The 19,781-nt window shown below is 70.7% G+C and carries 21 protein-coding genes; 5 read left to right on the forward strand and 16 right to left on the reverse strand.

The genetic code is table 11. The features are described from left to right. Nucleotides 1-32: 32 nt before the first annotated feature. The 11 genes from ORV05_RS30875 to ORV05_RS30925 form a co-directional block, all read right to left on the reverse strand. On the reverse strand, nt 33-134 hold the full coding sequence (locus tag ORV05_RS30875; protein WP_017986394.1) for a 30S ribosomal protein bS22: 102 nt from the start codon (nt 132-134) through the stop codon (nt 33-35). 204 nt (nt 135-338) lie between these two features. Next, nucleotides 339-551 carry a helix-turn-helix domain-containing protein gene (locus tag ORV05_RS30880; RefSeq protein WP_144590186.1) on the reverse strand — a complete coding sequence of 71 codons (213 nt, stop codon included), beginning with the start codon at nt 549-551 and terminating at the stop codon, nt 339-341. Nucleotides 552-973: 422 nt separating this feature from the next. Continuing rightward, nucleotides 974-1,789: a pyrroline-5-carboxylate reductase gene (gene proC / locus ORV05_RS30885; RefSeq protein WP_268755428.1), complete on the reverse strand. Its 816-nt coding sequence runs from the start codon at nt 1,787-1,789 to the stop codon at nt 974-976. Nucleotides 1,790-1,831: 42 nt separating this feature from the next. After that, nucleotides 1,832-2,653: a thioesterase family protein gene (locus ORV05_RS30890; protein WP_268755429.1), complete on the reverse strand. Its 822-nt coding sequence runs from the start codon at nt 2,651-2,653 to the stop codon at nt 1,832-1,834. Next, nucleotides 2,650-3,576: a proline dehydrogenase family protein gene (locus ORV05_RS30895; protein WP_268755430.1), complete on the reverse strand. Its 927-nt coding sequence runs from the start codon at nt 3,574-3,576 to the stop codon at nt 2,650-2,652. The genes ORV05_RS30890 and ORV05_RS30895 overlap by 4 nt, the downstream gene beginning before the upstream one ends. 113 nt (nt 3,577-3,689) lie before the next feature. Continuing rightward, entirely contained in the window at nt 3,690-4,511 is an 822-nt protein-coding gene (locus ORV05_RS30900) for a sugar phosphate isomerase/epimerase family protein (RefSeq protein ID WP_268759978.1), read from the reverse strand. A 56-nt stretch (nt 4,512-4,567) separates the two neighbouring features. Next, the gene (locus ORV05_RS30905; protein ID WP_268755431.1) at nt 4,568-5,608 is read right to left on the reverse strand and encodes a hypothetical protein; all 1,041 of its coding nucleotides are present in this window, start codon (nt 5,606-5,608) and stop codon (nt 4,568-4,570) included. 1,004 nt (nt 5,609-6,612) lie between these two features. Further along, entirely contained in the window at nt 6,613-7,650 is a 1,038-nt protein-coding gene (locus ORV05_RS30910) for a Ppx/GppA phosphatase family protein (protein ID WP_268755432.1), read from the reverse strand. 27 nt (nt 7,651-7,677) lie between these two features. Further along, nucleotides 7,678-8,367 (reverse strand): response regulator transcription factor, encoded by a 690-nt coding sequence (locus ORV05_RS30915; RefSeq protein WP_144591956.1) that lies wholly within the window; start codon nt 8,365-8,367, stop codon nt 7,678-7,680. Further along, nucleotides 8,364-9,524 carry a sensor histidine kinase gene (locus ORV05_RS30920; protein ID WP_407652806.1) on the reverse strand — a complete coding sequence of 387 codons (1,161 nt, stop codon included), beginning with the start codon at nt 9,522-9,524 and terminating at the stop codon, nt 8,364-8,366. The genes ORV05_RS30915 and ORV05_RS30920 overlap by 4 nt, the downstream gene beginning before the upstream one ends. Before the next feature lie 202 nt (nt 9,525-9,726). Continuing rightward, nucleotides 9,727-10,611 carry an oxidoreductase gene (locus ORV05_RS30925; protein WP_268755434.1) on the reverse strand — a complete coding sequence of 295 codons (885 nt, stop codon included), beginning with the start codon at nt 10,609-10,611 and terminating at the stop codon, nt 9,727-9,729. Between the two features lie 65 nt (nt 10,612-10,676). Here ORV05_RS30925 and ORV05_RS30930 point away from each other — a divergent pair, with 65 nt between their 5' ends. Further along, nucleotides 10,677-11,318 (forward strand): DNA-binding response regulator, encoded by a 642-nt coding sequence (locus tag ORV05_RS30930; RefSeq protein WP_268755435.1) that lies wholly within the window; start codon nt 10,677-10,679, stop codon nt 11,316-11,318. A 54-nt stretch (nt 11,319-11,372) separates the two neighbouring features. Here the strand turns inward: ORV05_RS30930 and ORV05_RS30935 are convergent, their stop codons facing one another. The 4 genes from ORV05_RS30935 to ORV05_RS30950 all read right to left on the reverse strand — a co-directional run bounded on the left by ORV05_RS30935 (nt 11,373) and on the right by ORV05_RS30950 (nt 15,669). Beyond that, complete coding sequence (locus tag ORV05_RS30935) at nt 11,373-12,122, reverse strand: phosphoglyceromutase (RefSeq protein ID WP_268755436.1); 750 nt, start codon at nt 12,120-12,122, stop codon at nt 11,373-11,375. A gap of 442 nt (nt 12,123-12,564) precedes the next feature. Then, a complete protein-coding gene (locus ORV05_RS30940) occupies nt 12,565-13,083 on the reverse strand; it encodes a type III secretion system chaperone family protein (RefSeq protein WP_268755437.1) in 519 nt (172 codons plus the stop codon). Beyond that, nucleotides 13,080-14,390, reverse strand: a complete 1,311-nt coding sequence (gene mshA / locus ORV05_RS30945; protein WP_407652614.1) for a D-inositol-3-phosphate glycosyltransferase — start codon at nt 14,388-14,390, stop codon at nt 13,080-13,082. Before mshA ends, ORV05_RS30940 begins: the two co-directional genes overlap by 4 nt. Nucleotides 14,391-14,487: 97 nt before the next feature. Beyond that, nucleotides 14,488-15,669 (reverse strand): L,D-transpeptidase, encoded by a 1,182-nt coding sequence (locus ORV05_RS30950; RefSeq protein ID WP_268755439.1) that lies wholly within the window; start codon nt 15,667-15,669, stop codon nt 14,488-14,490. Nucleotides 15,670-15,773: 104 nt separating this feature from the next. Between ORV05_RS30950 and ORV05_RS30955 the strand changes: the two genes are divergently transcribed. Beyond that, the gene (locus ORV05_RS30955; protein ID WP_268755440.1) at nt 15,774-16,505 is read left to right on the forward strand and encodes an SDR family oxidoreductase; all 732 of its coding nucleotides are present in this window, start codon (nt 15,774-15,776) and stop codon (nt 16,503-16,505) included. A gap of 52 nt (nt 16,506-16,557) precedes the next feature. Here the strand turns inward: ORV05_RS30955 and ORV05_RS30960 are convergent, their stop codons facing one another. Further along, nucleotides 16,558-17,604: a UDP-N-acetylmuramate dehydrogenase gene (locus tag ORV05_RS30960; protein ID WP_268755441.1), complete on the reverse strand. Its 1,047-nt coding sequence runs from the start codon at nt 17,602-17,604 to the stop codon at nt 16,558-16,560. Nucleotides 17,605-17,630: 26 nt separating this feature from the next. Here ORV05_RS30960 and ORV05_RS30965 point away from each other — a divergent pair, with 26 nt between their 5' ends. From ORV05_RS30965 to ORV05_RS30975, 3 genes are all read left to right on the forward strand, one after another. Beyond that, nucleotides 17,631-18,131 (forward strand): DUF2505 domain-containing protein, encoded by a 501-nt coding sequence (locus tag ORV05_RS30965; protein ID WP_268755442.1) that lies wholly within the window; start codon nt 17,631-17,633, stop codon nt 18,129-18,131. Continuing rightward, complete coding sequence (locus ORV05_RS30970) at nt 18,110-18,901, forward strand: class I SAM-dependent methyltransferase (protein ID WP_268755443.1); 792 nt, start codon at nt 18,110-18,112, stop codon at nt 18,899-18,901. The genes ORV05_RS30965 and ORV05_RS30970 overlap by 22 nt, the downstream gene beginning before the upstream one ends. 120 nt (nt 18,902-19,021) lie before the next feature. Then, entirely contained in the window at nt 19,022-19,741 is a 720-nt protein-coding gene (locus tag ORV05_RS30975) for a GNAT family N-acetyltransferase (RefSeq protein WP_268755444.1), read from the forward strand. Nucleotides 19,742-19,781 lie beyond the last annotated feature (40 nt).

Here is a 19,781-nt window from a genome sequence, read left to right on the forward strand (position 1 = left end):
CGGGTCGCGGTAATAAGCCGTTCGCCTTCGCGTCACTTGCCCTGCTTGCGGCGCTGCATCCGAGTGCGGCGCAGCAGCTTACGGTGCTTCTTCTTGGACATGCGCTTGCGGCGCTTCTTGATCACCGAGCCCACTGGTGCTCCTTCACGGTTGGTCCTGTCCTCACGCTGCCCGGCGCAGCGTCCAACAGGTGGAGCGCATCAGGCGCGAGCGGCCTCTCAGGTTACCCGCTGTGCCCGTCGAGCCCGTCGCAGGGCCTCGTGTTCCGGGACCGCACCCTGGCGGGGTGGGCCGCTCGCCCCGCGATCGCGCCGCATTCGAGCCTGTCCCGACAACAGTCAGCCCACGTCGAAATAGGCGCCTTGGAGGTACTCGTGCACCGCCTTCTCCGGGACGCGGAACGATTTGCCGACCCGCACGGCCGGCAGCTCGCCCGAATGCACCAGGCGGTACACCGTCATCTTCGACACCCGCATGAGCGCGGCCACCTCGGCGACCGTAAGGAACTGAACCTGCCCGACTGCGGGCACGTCATTGTTGTTCGACGACATACGTCACCGTGCCCTTCGGCACGTGTCGCGCCGCTCGGCTTCCCCACCGGCGGTACCGACACGCACGTGCTTTGCTTCTGAGGGTAGCGGTGTCGCTGGGACCTATGCGACGGCCCGCGGAAAGATTGGTCCAACCGGGCGCGAGACCATACGAAAAAGTCGACTTCTCACCCCGAACTCGCGGGATGGCAAGGAAAACGGTGACGGTCGCGAGCGGGAGCCACTGTCGCACCGTTTGCCGGACTTCGGTGACGGTCCCGGATTACCCTGCGCGCCACGGAAAATCGCGACCGAGGTCCGGAGAAGGACTTACCCGACATGCGATGCGGCGAGCGGCACTCCTTGGACAGCGCGCACCACAAGCCCTTCCGACTTCGTAATGCAGCGCTGCCAATACTTTCCGTGACTGACCTGGTATCCCGTCAGGACGCGCTGTCGTGCGGTTTTCCGAGCTCGACCGAACGGTCCCGTGCCGCTTCGATCGCAGCGAGCAACGCCGCGCGCACACCGTGCTTTTCCAGCTCGCGGATGGCGTTGATGGTCGTGCCCGCCGGGGAAGTCACGGCCTCGCGCAGGATCACCGGATGCTCGGCGGTCTCCGCGAGCATCTTCGCCGCGCCCACCGCCGACTGGATGATCAGCTTCTCCGCGACGGCACGCGGCAGGCCGAGCAGGATCCCCGCGTCGATCATGGCTTCGACGAGGAAGAAGAAGTACGCCGGGCCCGAACCGGACAGCGCGGTCACCGCGTCCTGCTGGGACTCCGGGACCTCGATGACCTCGCCGACCGAGGACAGCATTTCCCGCACCAGCGCCAAATGCGCCGGGGTCGCGTGGCTGCCGGGGGAAATCGCGCTCATCGCTTCACCGACGACCATCGGCGTGTTCGGCATCACCCGCACGACCGGCACTCCTTCGGCCAGCCTCCGCTCGTACAGGGAAGTCGGCAGTCCCGCGCACAGCGACACGACGAGGGTCTCCGGGCCGACCGCGGGGGCCAGTTCGGTCAGCACCGGCTCGATGTCCTGCGGCTTGACGGCGACGACGAGCACGTCCGCCCGCTTCGCGGCCTCGGCGGGCTCGACGCCCGCGACGCCGTAGCGCGCGGTCAGCTCCGCGGCCCGATCCGGGTGCCGTTCGGTGAACAGCAGATCTCCTGCGCTCCGGCCGCTGTTCAGCAGTCCCGACAGTAGCGCCTCACCGATCTTCCCCGCACCCAGTACCGCGATCGTCGTCATGCCCCGAGCGTAGAGAGTGGCGGGAAGTGATTTGCGTCCGGCTCAGGGGGAAAGGGCGAGCTGGCGGGCCTGGCAGACCAGCCGCCCCGCGGAGTCGACCACCGTGGCGTCGGAGTCGAACCACGACTCGTGGATGGACCGGCAGTCCACCAGCACCCGCAACCAGCCCGGCGCGGGCCGGGCCCGCAGGAGGGCGGTCAGCTGCACGGTCGGCGCCCAACCGGACCGGCCGAGGTTGAACACCACCGGCGGGTTCACGTCACCGGCGAGCAACGCGAAATACGGGTCCGGCGAGCCGTGCCGCGGCCGGACCCACAGCCGCATCCGCGGCGGGTCGCCCACGCGGCCGGACAGGTACCCGGCGGTCGCCGGGTCGAGCCGGACATCGCATCCCTTGGCGAGGTTGAAGACGCCCTCCCCGGTTTCGCCGCCGAGCGGAATCGCCCGCGGCGGCGGTTCCACCGGCATCGACGGCAGATCCGCCCAGTCCGGGCGTCGCACCGGCAGCCGGCCCGTGGTCACGGTGGCCTCGACGCAGCTTCGGCCACGCTGTTCCAGCCTTACCGACACCACGGTGGCGCGGCGACCGATCTTGCGGAGGTCGGTGCGCAACAGCACCGGCCCGATGGCCGGTGGGTGCAGGAATTCCGCGCTGACCACGAGCGGTTCGGCCGAAGGGTCGCCGCGTTCGGCGAGGACGGCGACCGCGGCCTTGGCGATCAGGGCCATCAGGAACCCGCCGTGCGGGTGGTTTCCGATCGACCATTCCTGCCGGAGGTCGGCGGTGAGCGTCCCGTCTCCCAGTGATCTCACCGCGCACGCCGCCTCGAAGGCCGCGGGGTCGTGGGCTTCCGCGGTGCTCACGAACGGCTGGCCAGTGCGCGCAGGAAAAAGCCCAGGTTGGCCGGGCGTTCGGCGAGCCGGCGCATCAGATAGCCGAACCACTGCTCACCGAAGGGCACGTACACGCGCACCGTCTCCCCTTCCGAGGCCAGCCGCCGCTGCTCCGCCGGGCGCACCCCGTAGAGCATCTGGTATTCGTAGCTGCCCTGCTTGCGCCCGTACCACCGCACGCGTTCGCCGAGGATCCTGATCAGGCGCGGATCGTGCGTGGCGAACATCGGATAGCCCTCCCCGGCCAGCAATCGGTTGGCACACCTCAAATAGCTCAGATCCACGTCGTGGCCCCGGCGGTAGGCGACCGCCGCGGGTGCGGCGTAGGCGCCCTTGCACAGCCGGACCCGGGAGTCGGGGCCCGCCAGTGCCGCGACATCGTCCTCCGTGCGCCTCAGGTAGGACTGGAGTACCGCGCCCACCCATGGCCAGGTGTGCCGCAACTCCCCCAGCAGCCGCAGGGTCGCGTCCGCGGTCTCGTGCTCCTCCATGTCGAGCGTGACCGTGGTGCCGGACTGCCCGGCGGCGGCACAGATCCGAAAAGCGTTGTCCAGAGCCAGTTTCTCGTCCAGCTTCAGCCCGATCGCGGACAGCTTCACGCTGACTTCCACGCGCGCCGACAGACCTTCCTCGTACAACCGGTCCAGCAGACCGAGGTAGGTCTGCACCGTGTGCTCCGCCTGCGCCTCGTCGACGGTGTGCTCGCCGAGGTGGTCGAGAGTGGCGTAGAGCCCGTCATCGACGAGACGGCCGACGGCGGTCACCGCGTCGGCGACGGTTTCCCCGGCGACGAACCGGTCCACCACGGCACGCGTTCCGGGTGCGGTGGCCACGAGACGGCGCACCGTGTCGTTGCCTGCGGCGGCGAGGATCATCGAGCGCAGCGGGTTCACGTCGGGAACTTTACGTGTTCGAATATCGGAAGCCCATGCTCCCGGTACACCCCGCGCGGGTGAAGTTGATCTTTACATCATCCGGCGCAATGCCCCGTTCGGCCGTTCAGCGATCAGTGACCGAGGTGGAATCGCGCGAACAGGAGCGCTTCGGCGAGATCCTTCATCCGGTGCGCCGAACTCGGCGCGCGCCGGGTGTTGACCTCGAGCACGACCTGGCCGTCGAACCCGGTGGACAGCTTCTCCAGGATTTCCGCGCAGGGCTGGCTGCCCCGGCCCGGCACCAGGTGCTCGTCCTTCGGCACGCCCGTGCCGTCGGCCAGGTGCACATGGGCCAGGCCCGGCCCCATCCGGTCGGCCAGTGCGAACGCGTCCATCCCCGCGGCCGCGACGTGGGACAGATCCAGCGTGTAGTGCCGGTAGCCCACCTCCGTCGGGTCGATGGAGGGCCGGAACGCCGACACGCGCGCGTCCCGCCGTCCGCCCGGCGGCCGCACCTTGAACATGTTCTCCACCGCGATCGCGATGCCGCTGTCCTCCTCCAGTTCCGCGATCAGATCGGCGAAGGCGTCACCGTAGCGGCGTTGCCAGCGAAACGGCGGGTGCACCACGACCGTGCGGGCCTCGAGATCCATCGCCGCCTCCACGCTCTTGCGCAGCCGAACGACGGGATCGGGAGACCAGACCCGCTGGGTGATCAGCAGCGAGGGCGAATGCACCGACAGCACCGGCATCCCGGTGTGCCGCGACCAGCGGCGCAACTCGGGCACGTTCTGGCTGGCCGGATCGACCCACACCATCACCTCGACACCGTCGTAGCCCAGGTCCGCGGCCAGTTCGAAGCCCGTCCCGGCGCGCAGCGGCCACACCGAAGCGGTGGACAGGCCGACCGGTGGCCGGTGCGGTGCTTCCTGCCGCGGTTCCCGGCGGGGCATGGGCTTCCCGGCGCCGCGCCCTTCGTGCGCGCCGCCGGTCCGGGCCGGATCCGTACTCAACGCGACAGCAACAACAGTGCGGCGGGGGACACGGTGACCACCAGGCCGACCAGGATGGCCAGCACCATGGTCTGGATGTCGTCCGCGCGGCGGATCTTCCGCACGATCCACACCAGCCCGACGATCACCACGAGCGCGGCGACCAGCGCCGCGGCGGGCAGCTTGCCCCACAGCCAGTTGAAGCCCAGCCACACGCCGGCACCACCGGCCACGCCCAGTGCGAGTTGCACGGCCATGCCGAGCCACTGCTTCGCGGGAGAAGCTTCGGAGGCCCGATCCGGCGCCTCGTCCTCGTCGGCGTACTCGTCACGCCGGGCGGACGCGGCTTCCGGCTCGTAGTCGTAGCCGTCCAGCCGCTCCGGCTCCGCCTCGCCGAAGTCGCCGAATTCGTCGACCTCCTCGTCGTCGTCGGCGAAGGGATCGTGGAAACCGGTGGCCTCCATCGCGGCTTCGTCGAACTGCGGCGCGGGCGCGAAACCCGAGGGATGCGGCTCGGGAGCCCCACCCGGCTCCTGCCGCAGCGGCGGCATCACGCCGATCTCGGTGTCCTCGGAACTCACGCTCTGACGCTGGCGCCGCCAGCGGGAAAGCCCGGCGGGCGGAGCGTCCGGCGGCACCGGCGCCTCGGCAGGCGGTGGCGGGATGGCAGGCGGGCCGGCCGGCGCCGCGGCCGGGTTCAGCGGCTCGAACTGCTCGGTGTACGGGCCGGGTTCGGGCTCCTGCCGGGCGGGTGCCCGGCGGGACCGCCGCGGCGGCGCTCCCGGGGCCGGTGGTGCCGGGAAGGTGCCACTGGCCATGGGCCCCGGCCCGGGGGCCGCCTCTTCGGGGGCTTCCAGGCCGTCCAGGCGTGCGGCCAGCGTCCCGGGCGGGGTGCGCCGCAGGGGCGCCACCTGCCGGGTCTCCTCCTGGCCACGGGCGGGCGGCCTCGGTGGCTCGTCGGCGGGCCCGGGTTCGGGCAGCGGAAGCGCGCCCGACTCCTGGACGGGACGGCGCAGAACCGTGGGGTCCTGGGCCGGGCGGGCACGGCGCGGCGGCACGTCCCCAGGCCCTCCGGGGCGCGCGAAGGTTCCGGACTCCTGCGGCGGCCCGGCGGGCGGGCGCGGGAACGTGCCGGACTCCGGCGGCGGACCTACCGGGGGACGCTGGAAACCGGTGGCACCACCCTCCGGCGGCGGCCCGGCGGGCGGGCGCGCAAACGTGCCGGACTCCGGCGGCGGACCTACCGGGGGACGCTGGAAACCGGTGGCACCACCCTCCGGCGGCGGCCCGGCAGGCGGGCGCGCAAACGTGCCCGACTCCGGCGGCGGACCTACCGGGGAACGCTGGAAACCGGTGGCACCACCCTCCGGCGGCGGCCCGGCAGGCGGACGCACAAAAGCACCCGACTCCTGCGGCGGACCCAACGGCGGACCGGCAGGGGGACGCTGGAAACCGGTGGCACCACCCTCCGGCGGCGGCCCGGCAGGCGGACGCGCAAACGTGCCCGATTCCGGTGGCCGCCCAGCGGGCGGACGGGGGAAGGCGCCGGACGGCTGCGGCGGACCGGCAGGCGGACGCGGAAGGGCACCCGACGGCTGCGGCGGACCCGCGGGAGGTCGCGGCCCGGAGTCCCCGGCGCCCGGGCGGAGGACGGGTGCGTCACCGTCGGGGGCGGCCCTGCGACCGCCGCTGCGGCTCCCGGGCGGCGGGGGCGTACCTTCCCCGGATGCGGCACCACCGCGTACGCGGTCGATGATCGCCTGAGGTCCGGTGTCGGAGACCCCGCGGGCGCGTCGCGGCGGCGCCTCCGCGGCGGGAGCCTGCTGCTCGTCGTCGTCCTCCGCGGCGCGTCGGCGCCGCCGAGGGCTCTCCACGTTGCCGCCGTGCAGAGCAAGCAGTTCGGCCACGGTCTTCTGCGAGCGGTCCTGACCGCTTTCTCGACTCATCAGCGTTTCATCCCCACCGCGCGTCTGTGATCGCGTAGCCTGCCCACGGCGCGGTCTCGGACGCGGCACGCGCGCAGCACCGCCTCACGCATCCCATCCACTCCTCCACCGTGCCCTCACGTTTCGCTCTCGTCCACCACGTCGCTGTCACCGGTCTGATTCCGCGACGAAGGGCGTTGCGCCTTCGCCTCGAACACTCGCCGCCCCGTGGGGGCAGTGTCGTCCGTCCCGTTCGAGCGGTCCAGTCGCCGCAGGATGACACCCTCCCGCAGCGCCCAGGGGCAGATTTCCAGTTCTTCCAGCGACAGCGCGCGCATGGCGGCCTGAGCCACCAGCGCGCCACCGACCAACTGGTGTGCCCTGCTCGCGCTGACCCCTTCCAGCTGGGCGAGGTCGGCCGCCGTCATCCGCGAGATGAAGGCGATGAGCTGCCGCAGTGCGGTGTCGGACAGGGTACGGCGTACCCGGGGTCCGGCGGCGGAGGGCGCCGCCCCGGTCAGCCTGGCCAGGGAACGGAAGGTCTTGGAGGTGGCCACCACGTGGTCGGGCGGGCCCAGCTTGGCCACCTTCTTGGCCAGCCCGGCGAGCTGGTCCTCCAGCCAGGCGGAGGTCGCGACCAGTTCCGAGCGGCTCGGCGGGTCGTGCAAGAACCGCGTACGGGTGAGACGGCCGGCACCGAGCGGCAGCGACTCGGCCAGTTCCGGCTCCTCGTCGATGCCCATCGCCACCTCCAGCGAGCCGCCGCCGATGTCGAGCACCAGCAGACGGCCCGCCGACCAGCCGTACCAGCGGCGCACCGCCAGGAACGTGAGCCGGGCCTCGTCGACGCCGGACAGGGCGCGCAACTCGATGCCGGTCTCGTCGTTGACCTTGCGCAGGACCTTGGCGGAGTTGGTCGCCTCGCGCACGGCGGAAGTGGCGAAGGCCATGAGCTCCTCGCAGCCCAGCCTGGCCGCGGACTCCCTGGCCGCCCGCACCGCCTCGACCAGCCCCTCGGCCCCGGCCTTGCTCAGCTCGCCGTTCTTGGTGATCTGCTCGGCGAGCCGCAGCACGGTCTTCTCCGAGTGCATGGGCGTCGGGTGGGCACCACGGTGGGCGTCCACCACCAGCAGGTGGACGGTGTTGGACCCCACATCGAGTACCCCTAGGCGCACAAAGCCCTACGGTACCCGGCCGGGGGCCTACGTCTCGAACTTGTAACCAAGACCGCGCACGGTGACCAGGTGGCGGGGCGAGCCGGGGTCGGGTTCGATCTTCGACCGCAGCCGTTTGACGTGCACGTCCAGGGTCTTGGTGTCCCCGACGTAGTCGGCACCCCACACCCGGTCGATCAGCTGGCCGCGGGTCAGCACCCGGCCGACGTTGCGGAGCAGGTACTCGAGCAGGTCGAACTCCTTCAGCGGCAGGGAGACCTCTCCGCCGTCGACGGTGACCACGTGCCGCTCGACGTCCATCCGCACCGGGCCCGCCGCCAGCACGGGCGGGGCCAGCTCGCCCTCGGAGCCGCCCTCGCCGCCGCGCCGCAGCACGGCCCGGATCCGCGCGATCAGCTCGCGCGCCGAGTAGGGCTTGGTGACGTAGTCGTCGGCGCCGAGCTCCAGGCCGACCACCTTGTCGATCTCGCTGTCCCGCGCGGTCACCATGATCACCGGGACCGCCGACCGCTGCCGCAGCTGCTTGCACACGTCGGTGCCGCTCATGCCCGGCAGCATCAGGTCCAGCAGGACGATGTCGGCACCGTTGCGGTCGAACTCCTCGAGCGCCTGCTGGCCGGTGGTGGCTACCGCCGCGGTGAAGCCCTCCTTCCGCAGCAGGAAGGCCAACGGATCGGCGAACGACTCCTCGTCCTCGACGATGAGCACCCTCGTCACTGCTTTCCTCCCTGTTCTTGGCTGGACACGACCAGCCTGGACACCCGGTCCGGAACCTTCTCCTGCCGGGGCGCCGATGGTGGACCGGCACTGACCGCGCTCTGCCGCACCGGGATCCGGAGAGTGAAGGTGGATCCCGTGCCCGGCATGCTCCACAGCTTCACCTCGCCACCGTGGTTGGCGGCGACGTGCTTGACGATCGCCAGACCGAGCCCGGTACCGCCGGTGGCCCGCGAACGCGCCTTGTCGGCGCGGTAGAAACGCTCGAAGACCCGCTGCTGGTCCTCCTCGGCGATGCCGATCCCGCGGTCGGTCACCGCGATCTCGACCACGCCGTCGGCCAGCCGCCTGCTGACCGACACCGGGCTGCCCGCGGGCGAATACGCGATGGCGTTCTCCAGCAGGTTGGACAGCGCGGTGACGAGCAGCGTGCGGTCGCCCTCGATGACGAGGCCACTGGGCGCGTCGGTGGTGACGGTGATCTGGGCGGACTCGGCGGAGAGCCGGACGCGGCCGAGCGCCTCCCGGACGACCGCGTCCACCTCGACGGCGTTGAGGTCCGGCAGGCGCTCGGCGCCCTGCAGTCGCGACAGCGCGATGAGTTCGGTGACGAGGGTGCCGAGCCTGGTCGACTCGTGGAGGATCTTGTTGCCGAACCGGCGGACCTCGTCCACGTCCTCGGCGGCGTCCAGGACGGCCTCGGTGAGCAGCGCGATCGCCCCCACCGGGGTCTTGAGTTCGTGGCTGACGTTCGCCACGAAGTCCCGTCGCACCGCCTCCAGCCGGGCCGCCTCGGAGTGGTCGACCGCCTCGACGACGGTGAACCCGTCGCCGAGCGGGCGGACCTCACCGACCACGGCCTCGGGCTGCCTGCCCCGGGCCTCCAGCGGGGAAAGGTCGATTTCGATCGCCTCGTCGGTCTCCACCACGCCCTCGGCCGCCACGCGCGCCCGCGGATCCGCCCGGTTGTCCCGCACCAGACCCAGCACCTCGGCGCGATGGTTGTGCAGCACCATGTCGCCGAAACGGTTGAGGACGAGCAGCCCGTTGTTGGAGGAACGCACCAGACGGAGCAGCAGTTCGGCCACCGTCGGCCCGCTCGGCCGCCGCTGCGCCCTCCGCTGCCGGATCCGGCTGATCAGGGAACCGGTCAGCACGCCGACCAGCAGGGCACCAGCAGCCAGGGCGAGTGCAGCACTCACGCTCACGGATGAATCGTAAGCATGGAACCCGGCGTTTTACCTAGTCCTGGGCGGCCAGTCGTGACACCTGCGACATCTCCCGGTGAACAGTTTGCCCTCGATTCAGGCCCCGTTCACCGAACCGCCGCCAGCCCGTGACGGCCAGCTCGATCGGATGTCACCTAATGGAGTCCAGTGTGGCCAACTCGGCTTCGGACAGTCGCAATCCCGCGGCCGCCACGTTCTCTTCGAGATGCCGCGGATCACCCGTTCCCGGAATCGCCAGCACATGCGGTCCGCGCTGAAGGGTCCAGGCCAGCCGCACCTGGGCCGGGGAGGCGTCATGCGCCTTAGCAATGGTTTCGATCTCTTCGGTCCCGCGGGGGCTCAGGGTGCTGCTGAACACGGAAAAGAACGGCACGAACGCGATGCCCAGCTCCCCGCACAGGCGAAGCAGTTCGTCGTCCTCACGGCGCACGGACACCCCGTACTGGTTCTGCACGCACACCACCGGCGCGATCTCCCTGGCCTCGGCGAGATGTTCCGGCCCGACGTTGGAAATGCCGAGATGGCGGATCAGACCGGCTTCCCGGAGTTCGGCCAGCACGCCGAACCTCTCGGCCAGCGAACCCTCGCCGCGGTCCAGTGCCTCCCCGATGCGGAGGTTGACCACGTCGAGGTGGTCGCGGCCGAGCTGCCGCAGGTTCTCCTCGACCTGACCGCGCAGCTGTTCGGGCCGGGCCGGGGGCAGCCAGGCCCCGGACGGGTCACGCCCGGGACCGACCTTGGTGGCGATCACCAGGTCCTCGGGATAGGGGCGCAGCGCCGTGTTGATCAGTTCGTTCGCCGAGCGGAGGTCGGAGAAGTAGAACGCGGCGGTGTCGATGTGGTTGACGCCCAGCTCGACCGCGCGGCGGAGCACCGCGACCACCTGGTCGCGATCGCTCGCACTGCCGTCCGCCTTGTGCATCAGCCGCATGGCGCCGTAGCCCAGCCGGTTCACCGTCAGGTCGCCGAGCCGCCAGGTCCCGGCCGCGGCGGCGTTGATCGTTTCGTTGGTCATACAACCAGCGTTCCGCGCGCCGTTCGCGCCGTCCCGGTTTGGCAACTTGCTGCCACACTGGTGGTATGGACACGATCGGGACCGGGGTACTGGTACGCGGCGAGGCGGAGTTGTTCGCCGCCACGGCGCACCTGTTCGCGAACGCGGCGGAGATCGCCTGCGCGGCCGCCGACCTCAACACCTGGGTGACCACCCGGAGGGCGTCGCCGCCGTCCGCGGGCCCCGGCCCGCACAAGATCCGCAAGCTGTACCGCCCCGGGGTGCTCCTCGAACCGGAGCGGGCCGAACACCTGTACGCGATGGAACGGCTCGGCGCCGGGATCAGGATCACCCGGGACGAGATACTCGAGACGATCATCCTCGACAACCGGTTCGCGATCCTCGCCGGCGACCGCTCACACGGTGAGCGCGCCTATCGCGTGGTCGACGAGGCGGGCCTGGTGCGCAACATCGTCTCGCTGTTCGACGCGGCCTGGCGCGCGGGCACCGAACTTTCGCTCTACGACGCGGAATTCGCCGAAGTCCGGGCGCTGGCCCCACGGATACTCGACGTGCTGGCCTCGGGCTGCAAGGACGAGACCGCGGCCAGGACGGTGGGCCTGAGCGTGCGGACCTACCGGCGCCGGGTGGCGGACCTGATGTCCGCGCTCGGCGCGACCTCGCGCTTCCAGGCCGGCGTCCGCGCCAGGGAACTCGGCCTGGTCTGAGCACACGGACGACGAAGGGCCGCGGGAAATCCCGCGGCCCTCGGTCTGGTCCGGTCAGCGGCCCTGTGCGGCGACCGCGGCGGCGGCCTCGGCCGCCGCTGCGGGGTCGAGGTAGGTGCCGCCGGGGGTGACCGGCTTGAGGTCCTCGGTGAGGTCGTAGCGCAGCGGGATCCCGGTGGGGATGTTGAGCCCGGCGATCGCGTCGTCGGAGATCCCGTCGAGGTGCTTGACCAGGGCGCGCAGCGAGTTGCCGTGCGCGGCGACCAGCACGTTCCTGCCCGCGCGCAGGTCCGGCACGATCGCGGACTCCCAGTAGGGCAGCAGCCGGGCGACGACGTCCTTGAGGCATTCGGTCAGCGGCGCGTCCGCGCCGAGGTCGGCGTAGCGGACGTCGCTGTCCTGGCTGAACTCGCTGCCCCGCTCGATCTCCGGCGGCGGCACGTCGTACGAGCGGCGCCAGAGCATGAACTGGTCTTCGCCGAACTCTTCGCGGACCTGCTTCTTGTTCTTGCCCTGCAGCGCGCCGTAGTGCCGCTCGTTGAGCCGCCAGTTGCGGCGCACGTCGATCCAGTGCCGGTCGGCGACGTCGAGCGCGATGTTCGCGGTCGAAATCGCGCGGCGCAGCAGCGAGGTGTGCACCACGTCGGGCAGCAGACCGGCTTCGGCGAGCAGTTCACCGCCGTGGCGAGCCTCCGCTTCACCCAGCTCGGACAGTGGCACGTCGACCCAGCCGGTGAACAGGTTCTCCGCGTTCCAGGTGCTCTGCCCATGCCGGAGCAGCACCAACGTCCCTAGTTCGGCCATACCGCAAGCCTGCCATGAGGCGTTTCGGGCGACGCGACGGGCCACGCGGGCCGGGGTTCTGCCGGGGTTCTACCGACAGTGCGTTACCGCTTGGTAACACGTCACTCGACAGCAGAACAAGCCGTCAACAAGCGGCCCCCAAAGTGACACTTGCTGCAATCTGTTAACAAGTGGGATGAAATTCACTCGAACGGAGTAGTCAGTAGTCTTGTGATTACTGGTCGATATCTGACAAGTTGACTACGTCCCGCACCGCTGGATTCCACGCACTCCCCAGCGGCAGCGGGGTACGACCGCAGCTCGTCTCCCCCCTGCCGAGCTGCGGCCCCGCCGGCCCCGTTGGCACTCCCCCTCGCCACCGGGTCCACAGCGGCGGGAACGTCAGCGGGGCGGCTCGAGTTCGCGACTCCCCCTCCCTCGAGCCGTCCCGCCTTCCCCCTGTTCAGGAAATGGTGAGCGAACCCGGCTCGTGCGGGCGCTCCGGCTCCACCAGATGCTTGAAGGCCTGCAGGTTCGCCAGCGACTCGCCGCGCGACACCCGCCAATCCCACTCACGCCTGATCGAAGTCGCGAACCCGATCTCCAGCAGCGTGTTGAAATCACCGTCGGCCGCTTCGAGGACCTGGCCGAGGATCTTGTCGAGCTCGCCAGCGGTGACGCACTCCAGGCCGAGCCTGCCGACCAGGTAGATGTCCCCCATCGCGTCCAGGGTGTAGTGCACGCCGTACAGCTTCGCGTTGCGGCGCAGGAGGAACCGGTAGACCTCCTCGTGCGCTTCGTCCGGGCGGCGGCAGACGAACGCCTCCACCGCGAACGCGTGCTCACCCACGATCAGCCAGCAGTTGGTCTGGAGCTTCTTCGTTCCCGGCAGGGTGACGAAATAGCGGCCCCCGCCCTTGTTGTCGTACTCCAGCCCCGCTTCCTCCAAAGTGGACTGGACAACCTGGTCGATGCTGCTCAAACCGCCACCTCCGGGCGTAGCGCGTCTTGGAAGGAACTCGCCGCCGCGGCATAGGTGCCGAGCAGCGCTTCGGTCGTCCTCGACCAGGAGAACCGCCGCGCGTGGTGCACGGCGTTCGCCCCCAGTTCGGTGCGGCGCGCCGGATCCAGCGCCAGTCCGGCCAGTGCGGCCGCCCAGTCGCCCGCCGTGTGCGTGGGCACCAGCACCCCGGAAACCCCGTCCGCCACCGCCACCGGCAACCCGCCGACCGCGGCCGCGACCACCGGGGTGCCGCAGGCCTGCGCCTCCAGCGCCACCAGTCCGAACGACTCGTTGTAGCTGGGCACGGCCACCACGTCCGCGGCGCGGTAGACCCGGGCCAGCGCCTCGCCCGACTGCGGAGGCAGGAACCGGGTCTGCCGCTCGATGCCAAGGCTCACCGCCAGCTCCCGCAACGCCTGCGGCTGTTCCAGCCCGGTTCCCGATGGGCCGCCGACCACCAGCACGACCAGCCGCTCACGCAGCTCGGGACGATGCCGCAGCAGGTGCGCGGCCGCGTGCAACAGCACGTCCGGCGCCTTCAGCGGCTGGATCCGGCCGACGAAGGCGAACACCACGGCGTCCTGAGACAGGCCGAGGGCGCGCCGGGCGGCCGACGACGGCCCCGGGGTGAACCGCTCGAGGTCAACCCCGGGCTCGACGGTGTGCACCGCGTGCGGATCGGCGCCGTAGAGGCCGACGAGCTGGCGTGCCTCCACCTGCGTGTTCGCCACCAGGCAGTCCGCCTCCTCGACCACCTGCTCCTCGCCGATCACCCTGGTGCGCGGCTCCGGTTTGTCCCCCTCGGCCAGCGCGGCGTTCTTGACCTTGGCGAGCGTGTGCGCGGTGTGCACCAGCGGCACCCCCCAGCGGCCGCGCGCCAGCCAGCCGACCTGGCCGGAGAGCCAGTAGTGCGAGTGGATCAGGTCGTAGTAGCCGGGCTCGTGGAAGGCCTCGGCTCGCAGCACCCCGGCGGTGAACGCGCACAGCTGCGCGGGCAGTTCCTCGCGGCCGAGCGGTTCGAAGGGACCGGCCGGAATGTGCCGCACCAGTACCCCGGGTGCCAGCTCGGCGATCGGCGGCTGCTCCGAGGCGGTCGCGCGGGTGAACACCTCGACGCTGATCCCGCGCCGCGCCATTTCCACGGCCGTGTGCTGGATGTAGACGTTCATGCCGCCGGCGTCCCCGGTCCCCGGCTGCTCCAGCGGCGAGGTGTGCACGGACAGCACCGCGACCCTGCGCGGCCAGATCGATGGAGTCCGCCGAGATCCGCGCAGCGAGATCGTCACCCTGTTCACTCCCGTGTGTGTTACGCCGTCCGCACCGGCCCCGCTTCAACGCCCAACGCGCACGGGCGCCGCCATCTTCCCCAACGGGTGAAGCGGATCATCGGGCGGACTTGGCCTTCCAGACCGGCCAGTCGACGAGCCAGTCCATCACATCGGAGTGGACCGGTCCGGGCAGGCGCGATCCGGTGACCTCCACCGGGTCCCCGACCAGCGCGGAATCGAAGTAGTTCTTGGCGTCGGCTTCCAGCAGGTTCACGCAGCCGTGGGAGTTGTTGATCCGGCCGATCGCGGCCGCGTTGTCCTGGTTTTCGTGAATGAACTCACCATGGTTGGAGAACCGGCAGGCCCACTTCTTGTTCACGTTGGTGTAGCCGTAGCGCGCGTTGTCGAAGATCGCGTGCGGTTCCTTGCTCATGATGATGAACACCCCGTTGGGGGTGTTGCGGTCCACGTCGGAGTCCAGCCCGTTGCTGCACGGATAGCTCCGGTACAGGGAACCTTCGCGGTAGACGTTCATCACATGGTCCGGGGTGTGGATCCTGACCACCTGGTTGCGGCCGATCCTGAACCTGGTGCCCACGTCGGCGCGCGGGTAGGCACCGCCGCCGAGATCCATGCCGTACAGGTTCGCGGTGACCTTGACCTGCGTGCCCGCCGGCCAGTACTCCTTCGGCCGCCAGTCCACCTGTCGCGCCGACAGCCAGCCCCAGGCCCCTTCGACCGCCGTGCTCGTCTCCACGCGCAGCGCCGCCTCGACCGCCGTCTTGTTCTTCACGTCGGCGGTGAACTTCACGCTGATCGGCATGGCGACCCCGACCTCGGCGTTGTCGGCCGGGTTGACCGTGACCCGGACCTGCTGGGCCGGGTTCACCGTGCTGAACGTGCCGGACAGCGGCACCGTCCTGCCGTCGGTGCCGGTGGCGGTGGCCGCGTAGGTGTAGGTCCTGCCGTAGCCCAGCTTGTCCTTGCTGGTCCACACCGTGCGGTCGCCGTTGAACTCGCCGTCCACCGTCCGGCCCTCGGGATTGGTGACCTTGACGTCGGTCCACGACCCGTCGGTGACCTTCAACGTGATCGGCTGCAGCACGGGGACGTCCTTCGCGTCGACCGCCGGTTCCGCGGTGATCTTCGCCAGGGGCTGGGCCGAAGCGCTCGGGCCGCCGCCATCGGCCCTGCCGGCGCCGCCCCCACTCCCCTCACCGTCCCCGCTGCAGGCGGCCGCGAGTACCGCGGCGCTGCCGGCCAGTGCGGCCTTGACCACCGTCCGTCTGTCGATCACCGATCACCTCCACGCCTGCCGCGCCGCCGGGCGCCCAGGCCGATTGCCCTCCGGGTAATGCCTCTCACCGGACTCCTGCCGTCCCCCGCTGGAAGGATGGCGGCATGAGCAAGCGAACCGCTGTGATCACGGGGGCCAGCGCGGGTATCGGCGAAGCGACCGCCCGCGCGCTGGCCGGAGCCGGCTTCCACGTCGTGCTCGGCGCGCGCCGACAGGACCGCCTGGAGAAGCTGGCGGCCGAATTGTCCGGCACTGCACAGGCACTGGACGTGACCGATCCCGCTTCGGTTGCCGCGTTTGTCCAGCAAGTCCCAGAATGCCATGTCCTGGTCAACAACGCCGGAGGCGCGCGGGGGCTCGAACGGGCCATCGAGGCCGACGAGGAGCACTGGCGCTGGATGTGGGAGGTCAACGTGCTCGGCACGCTCCGCATCACCAAGGCGCTGCTGCCCAAGCTCATCGCTTCCGGCGACGGTCACGTGATCACCGTCACGTCCATCGCGGGACACGAGGTGTACGACGGGGGTTCCGGCTACACCTCGGCCAAGCACGCACAGTCCGCACTGCACCGGACGCTGCGCTCGGAACACCTCGGCGATCCCATCCGCCTCACCGAGATCATCCCCGGAATGGTCGAGACCGACTTCTCGGTGAACCGCTTCGACGGGGACGCCGGCCGCGCGGCGAAGGTCTACGAAGGGCTGACCCCGCTGACCGCCGAGGACGTGGCGGACGTGATCACGTTCGCGGCCACCCGCCCGTCGCACGTGAACCTGGACTCGATCGTGCTCAAGCCGCGGGCCCAGTACAACGGCTCCCGCGTCCACCGCGAGTAGTCCATTGAAGTGATTTCGGGCAGCCGGTGCGGGTGGCGGAACGCGCGACGGCTCAGAGGGAGCAGTTGATCAGCAGGGGCTCCGGCCGGAGGCGGACCCCGAACCGGGCGTGCACCCCGTCACGCACCTCGCGGGCGAGCACCAGCAGATCCGCGGTGCTCGCCGAACCCCGGTTCGTCAGCGCCAGGGTGTGCTTGCCGGACAGCGCGACCCGCCCGCCCGGTCCGGGGTGCCCCTTCGCGAACCCGGCCCGCTCGATCAGCCAGGCCGCGGACAGCTTCACGCCGCCGTCGGCCGGGTAGCGGGGCACCGCCACGTCCTCGCCCACCACGTCGGCGATCCTCGCCAGCACCTCCGGCAGCTCCGCCTCCGGGACGATGGGATTGGTGAAGAACGATCCCGCGCTCCAGGTGTCGTGATCGGCCGGGTCGAGCACCATGCCCTTGCCCCGCCGCAGCGCGAGCACCGCTTCCCGCGCCTTCGCCACCGGCACCCGCTCACCCTGCTCCACCCCCAGTGCCCTGGCCAGTTCGGCGTACCGGACCGGGACGGACAACCCGTCGGTGCTCAGCGCGAACCGGACGTTCAGCACGATGCCCGCGTCGGTGCCCTTCAACACACTGGTGCGGTAGGCGAACCCGAGCTCGTCCGCGCCCATCGTGCGGACCTCGCCGGTCCGGCGGTCGTAGCACTCGACGGAGGTCAGCACGTCGGCGATCTCACAGCCGTACGCGCCGACGTTCTGGATCGGGGTGGCTCCCACCGATCCGGGGATGCCGGACAGGCACTCCACCCCGCCGAGCCCCGCCTCCACCATGGCGGCGACGAACTCGTCCCAGTTCTGGCCCGCCGCCACCACCACCGACCCGCCGTCGATGCGCCAACCCCGGGTGGCCACCTTCACCACGGTCCCGTCGAAGCCCGCGTCGCCGATCACGAGGTTCGATCCGCCGCCGAGCAGCAGCAGGCGGTCTCCGGCCGCGCGCACCGCGCTGAGCAGGTCCTCCGTGGACTCGGCGACGACGAACGCCCTGGCGGGCCCGCCGAGGCGCAGGGTGGTGTGCTCGGCCAGGACGGTTCGGGTTTCGACAGGTGTCACGAATCCGAACGGTACTGTGTACCGACATGGCCTCCCGTATCGAGCACCGCGCCGAGTTCGTCTACGGCGTGACCGAGGTGTTCGCCGCCCAGTCCAGTGAACCGGCGGTGCGCGCCCGGCTCAGCGAAATCGGTGGCGACCACGCGGCGTTGCTCGACTACTCCGCGGGTCCCGACAGCGTCCGCTTCCACCTCCGGCAGGGCGTCGGCGCCGAGAAGCTGCCGTCCGTGGTGCGCACCCTGCACCACGGGGACCTCTTCGTCGACCGGCACGAGTCCTGGACGATCTCCGAAGGGCGCTACTCCGGGATCGCGAAGGCCACGGTGGCCGGGCTGCCGGGTGAGATCACCGCCCGCACCGAACTCCTGTCCCTGGGCGAGGGGACCCTGCTGGAGATCACCGGTGAGGTGAAGATCCGCATCCCGCTCATCGGCGGCAAGCTCGAGGGCTTCGTGGCGGAACAGGTCACCCATCTGCTCGCCCGCGAAGCCGAGTACTCGGCCCAGTGGCTCGCCGAGAATTCCTAGGCTCGCCGACCCGGGGGACCACCAACCCGAACCGCCTGCGCCGCGTCGACCGCTGGCTGAGCGCCTCACCGGAGGTGGCGAGCCTGCTGCGGCGCGCGGCGGACCCCCTGGTGGTGGATCTCGGGTACGGCGCGACCGGGGTGACCACCGTGGAACTGGCCCACCGCCTGCGGGCGGTGCACCCCCGGGTCCGCGTGCTGGGCCTGGAGCTGGATGCGGACCGGGTGGCCGCCGCACTGCCGGACGCGGACCCGCCCTGGCTCGACTTCCGGCAGGGCGGCTTCGAACTCGCCGGGACGCGACCGGTGGTGGCGCGGGCCTTCAACGTACTGCGGCAGTACGCCGAGGACGAGGTGCCCTGGGCGTGGAAGCTGATCCTGGACTCGCTCGCGCCCGGCGGGCTGCTGGTGGAGGGCACCTGCGACGAGATCGGGCGGCTCTGTTCCTGGGTCGCGCTCTCCGCCGACGGGCCGCGCAGCCTCACCGTTTCCTACCGGCTGAGCACCCTGGATCGACCGTCCACTGTGGCCGAACGGTTGCCGAAGGCGCTGATCCACCGCAATGTTCCCGGCGAGCCGGTGCACCAGTTCCTGTCTACTTTGGATTCCTGTTGGGCGGCCGCCGCACCGCACCAGGCGTTCGGGGTACGGTTTCGCTGGCTGGAGACGGTCCGCATGCTCGTCGCCAGGGGCTGGCCGGTGCTCGACGGGCCACGCCGCTGGCGCCTCGGCGAACTGACCGTGCCGTGGCACACGGTCGCCCCCCTGTGACGCACTGGGGATAACCCCACCCCGACGGGAGGGTTTACCGGTACGGGTGATCCCTTACTTCTCCCTGGAATACCGGGAAACGTCTGGAACCGGGCATCCGGCGCCGACACGATCGACTCCATGACCGTAGTCACAGACATCCGATACGAGGCTCGGATCACCACGGACCCCGGCCTGGTGCGAGCCTGCCAGGAACTGCGCGCACGGGTCTTCTCCGCCGAATTCGGCCCCACCTTCGTCACCGGCCGGGACACCGACGAGTTCGACGAATACTGCGACCACCTCGCGATAATCGACGGCGGGGAGGTCGTCGGCACCTACCGCCTGCTGCTACCGGGCCGGAGCCCGCGCCTGTACTCCGAAGCCGAGTTCGACCTCGGCGGACTGGCCCCGCTCCGGCCGCACCTCGTCGAGATCGGCCGCTCCTGCGTGGACCCGGCGCACCGGTCGGGCGCGGTGATCAACCTGATGTGGTCGGCGATGGGCCGCTACGCCCTCGACGCCGGCTACCGGCATCTCGCCGGGTGCACCTCGGTGTCGCTGGCCGATGGCGGAAACGCCGCGGCGGCCACCTGGGAACTGGTGCGCGCCAGGCATGCCGCACCGGACGGGCTCAGCGTCGTGCCCCGGCACCCGTGGATTCCGCGACCGCGCTCGCCGCACCGTGACGGCCGCGGCCAGGTCCCGCCGCTGCTGCGGGCCTACCTGCGGATCGGGGCCGCGGTGTGCGGGCCGCCCGCCCACGACCCGGACTTCGAGGTGGCCGACTTCTTCACCCTGCTGTCCTTCGACCGGATGCACGAGCGATACCGGCGTTACTTCCTCGGGGACGCCGGATGAACGCCTGGGCCGTCTGTTCACCCTGTACACCGCGCTGCGT

The organism is Amycolatopsis cynarae, assembly GCF_026802195.1.
In the GTDB taxonomy this organism is placed as follows: domain Bacteria; phylum Actinomycetota; class Actinomycetes; order Mycobacteriales; family Pseudonocardiaceae; genus Amycolatopsis_E; species Amycolatopsis_E rhizosphaerae.

Bases quoted from the DNA above. Each gene is read 5' to 3' on its own strand.
- ORV05_RS30925 (WP_268755434.1), bottom strand. From the start codon at position 10,611: ATGACCAACGAAACGATCAACGCCGCCGCGGCCGGGACCTGGCGGCTC.
- ORV05_RS30965 (WP_268755442.1), top strand. From the start codon at position 17,631: ATGGCCTCCCGTATCGAGCACCGCGCCGAGTTCGTCTACGGCGTGACC.
- ORV05_RS30930 (WP_268755435.1), top strand. From the start codon at position 10,677: ATGGACACGATCGGGACCGGGGTACTGGTACGCGGCGAGGCGGAGTTG.
- proC (WP_268755428.1), bottom strand. From the start codon at position 1,789: ATGACGACGATCGCGGTACTGGGTGCGGGGAAGATCGGTGAGGCGCTA.
- ORV05_RS30935 (WP_268755436.1), bottom strand. From the start codon at position 12,122: ATGGCCGAACTAGGGACGTTGGTGCTGCTCCGGCATGGGCAGAGCACC.
- ORV05_RS30955 (WP_268755440.1), top strand. From the start codon at position 15,774: ATGAGCAAGCGAACCGCTGTGATCACGGGGGCCAGCGCGGGTATCGGC.
- ORV05_RS30880 (WP_144590186.1), bottom strand. From the start codon at position 551: ATGTCGTCGAACAACAATGACGTGCCCGCAGTCGGGCAGGTTCAGTTC.
- ORV05_RS30975 (WP_268755444.1), top strand. From the start codon at position 19,022: ATGACCGTAGTCACAGACATCCGATACGAGGCTCGGATCACCACGGAC.
- ORV05_RS30900 (WP_268759978.1), bottom strand. From the start codon at position 4,511: ATGCCCCGCCGGGAACCGCGGCAGGAAGCACCGCACCGGCCACCGGTC.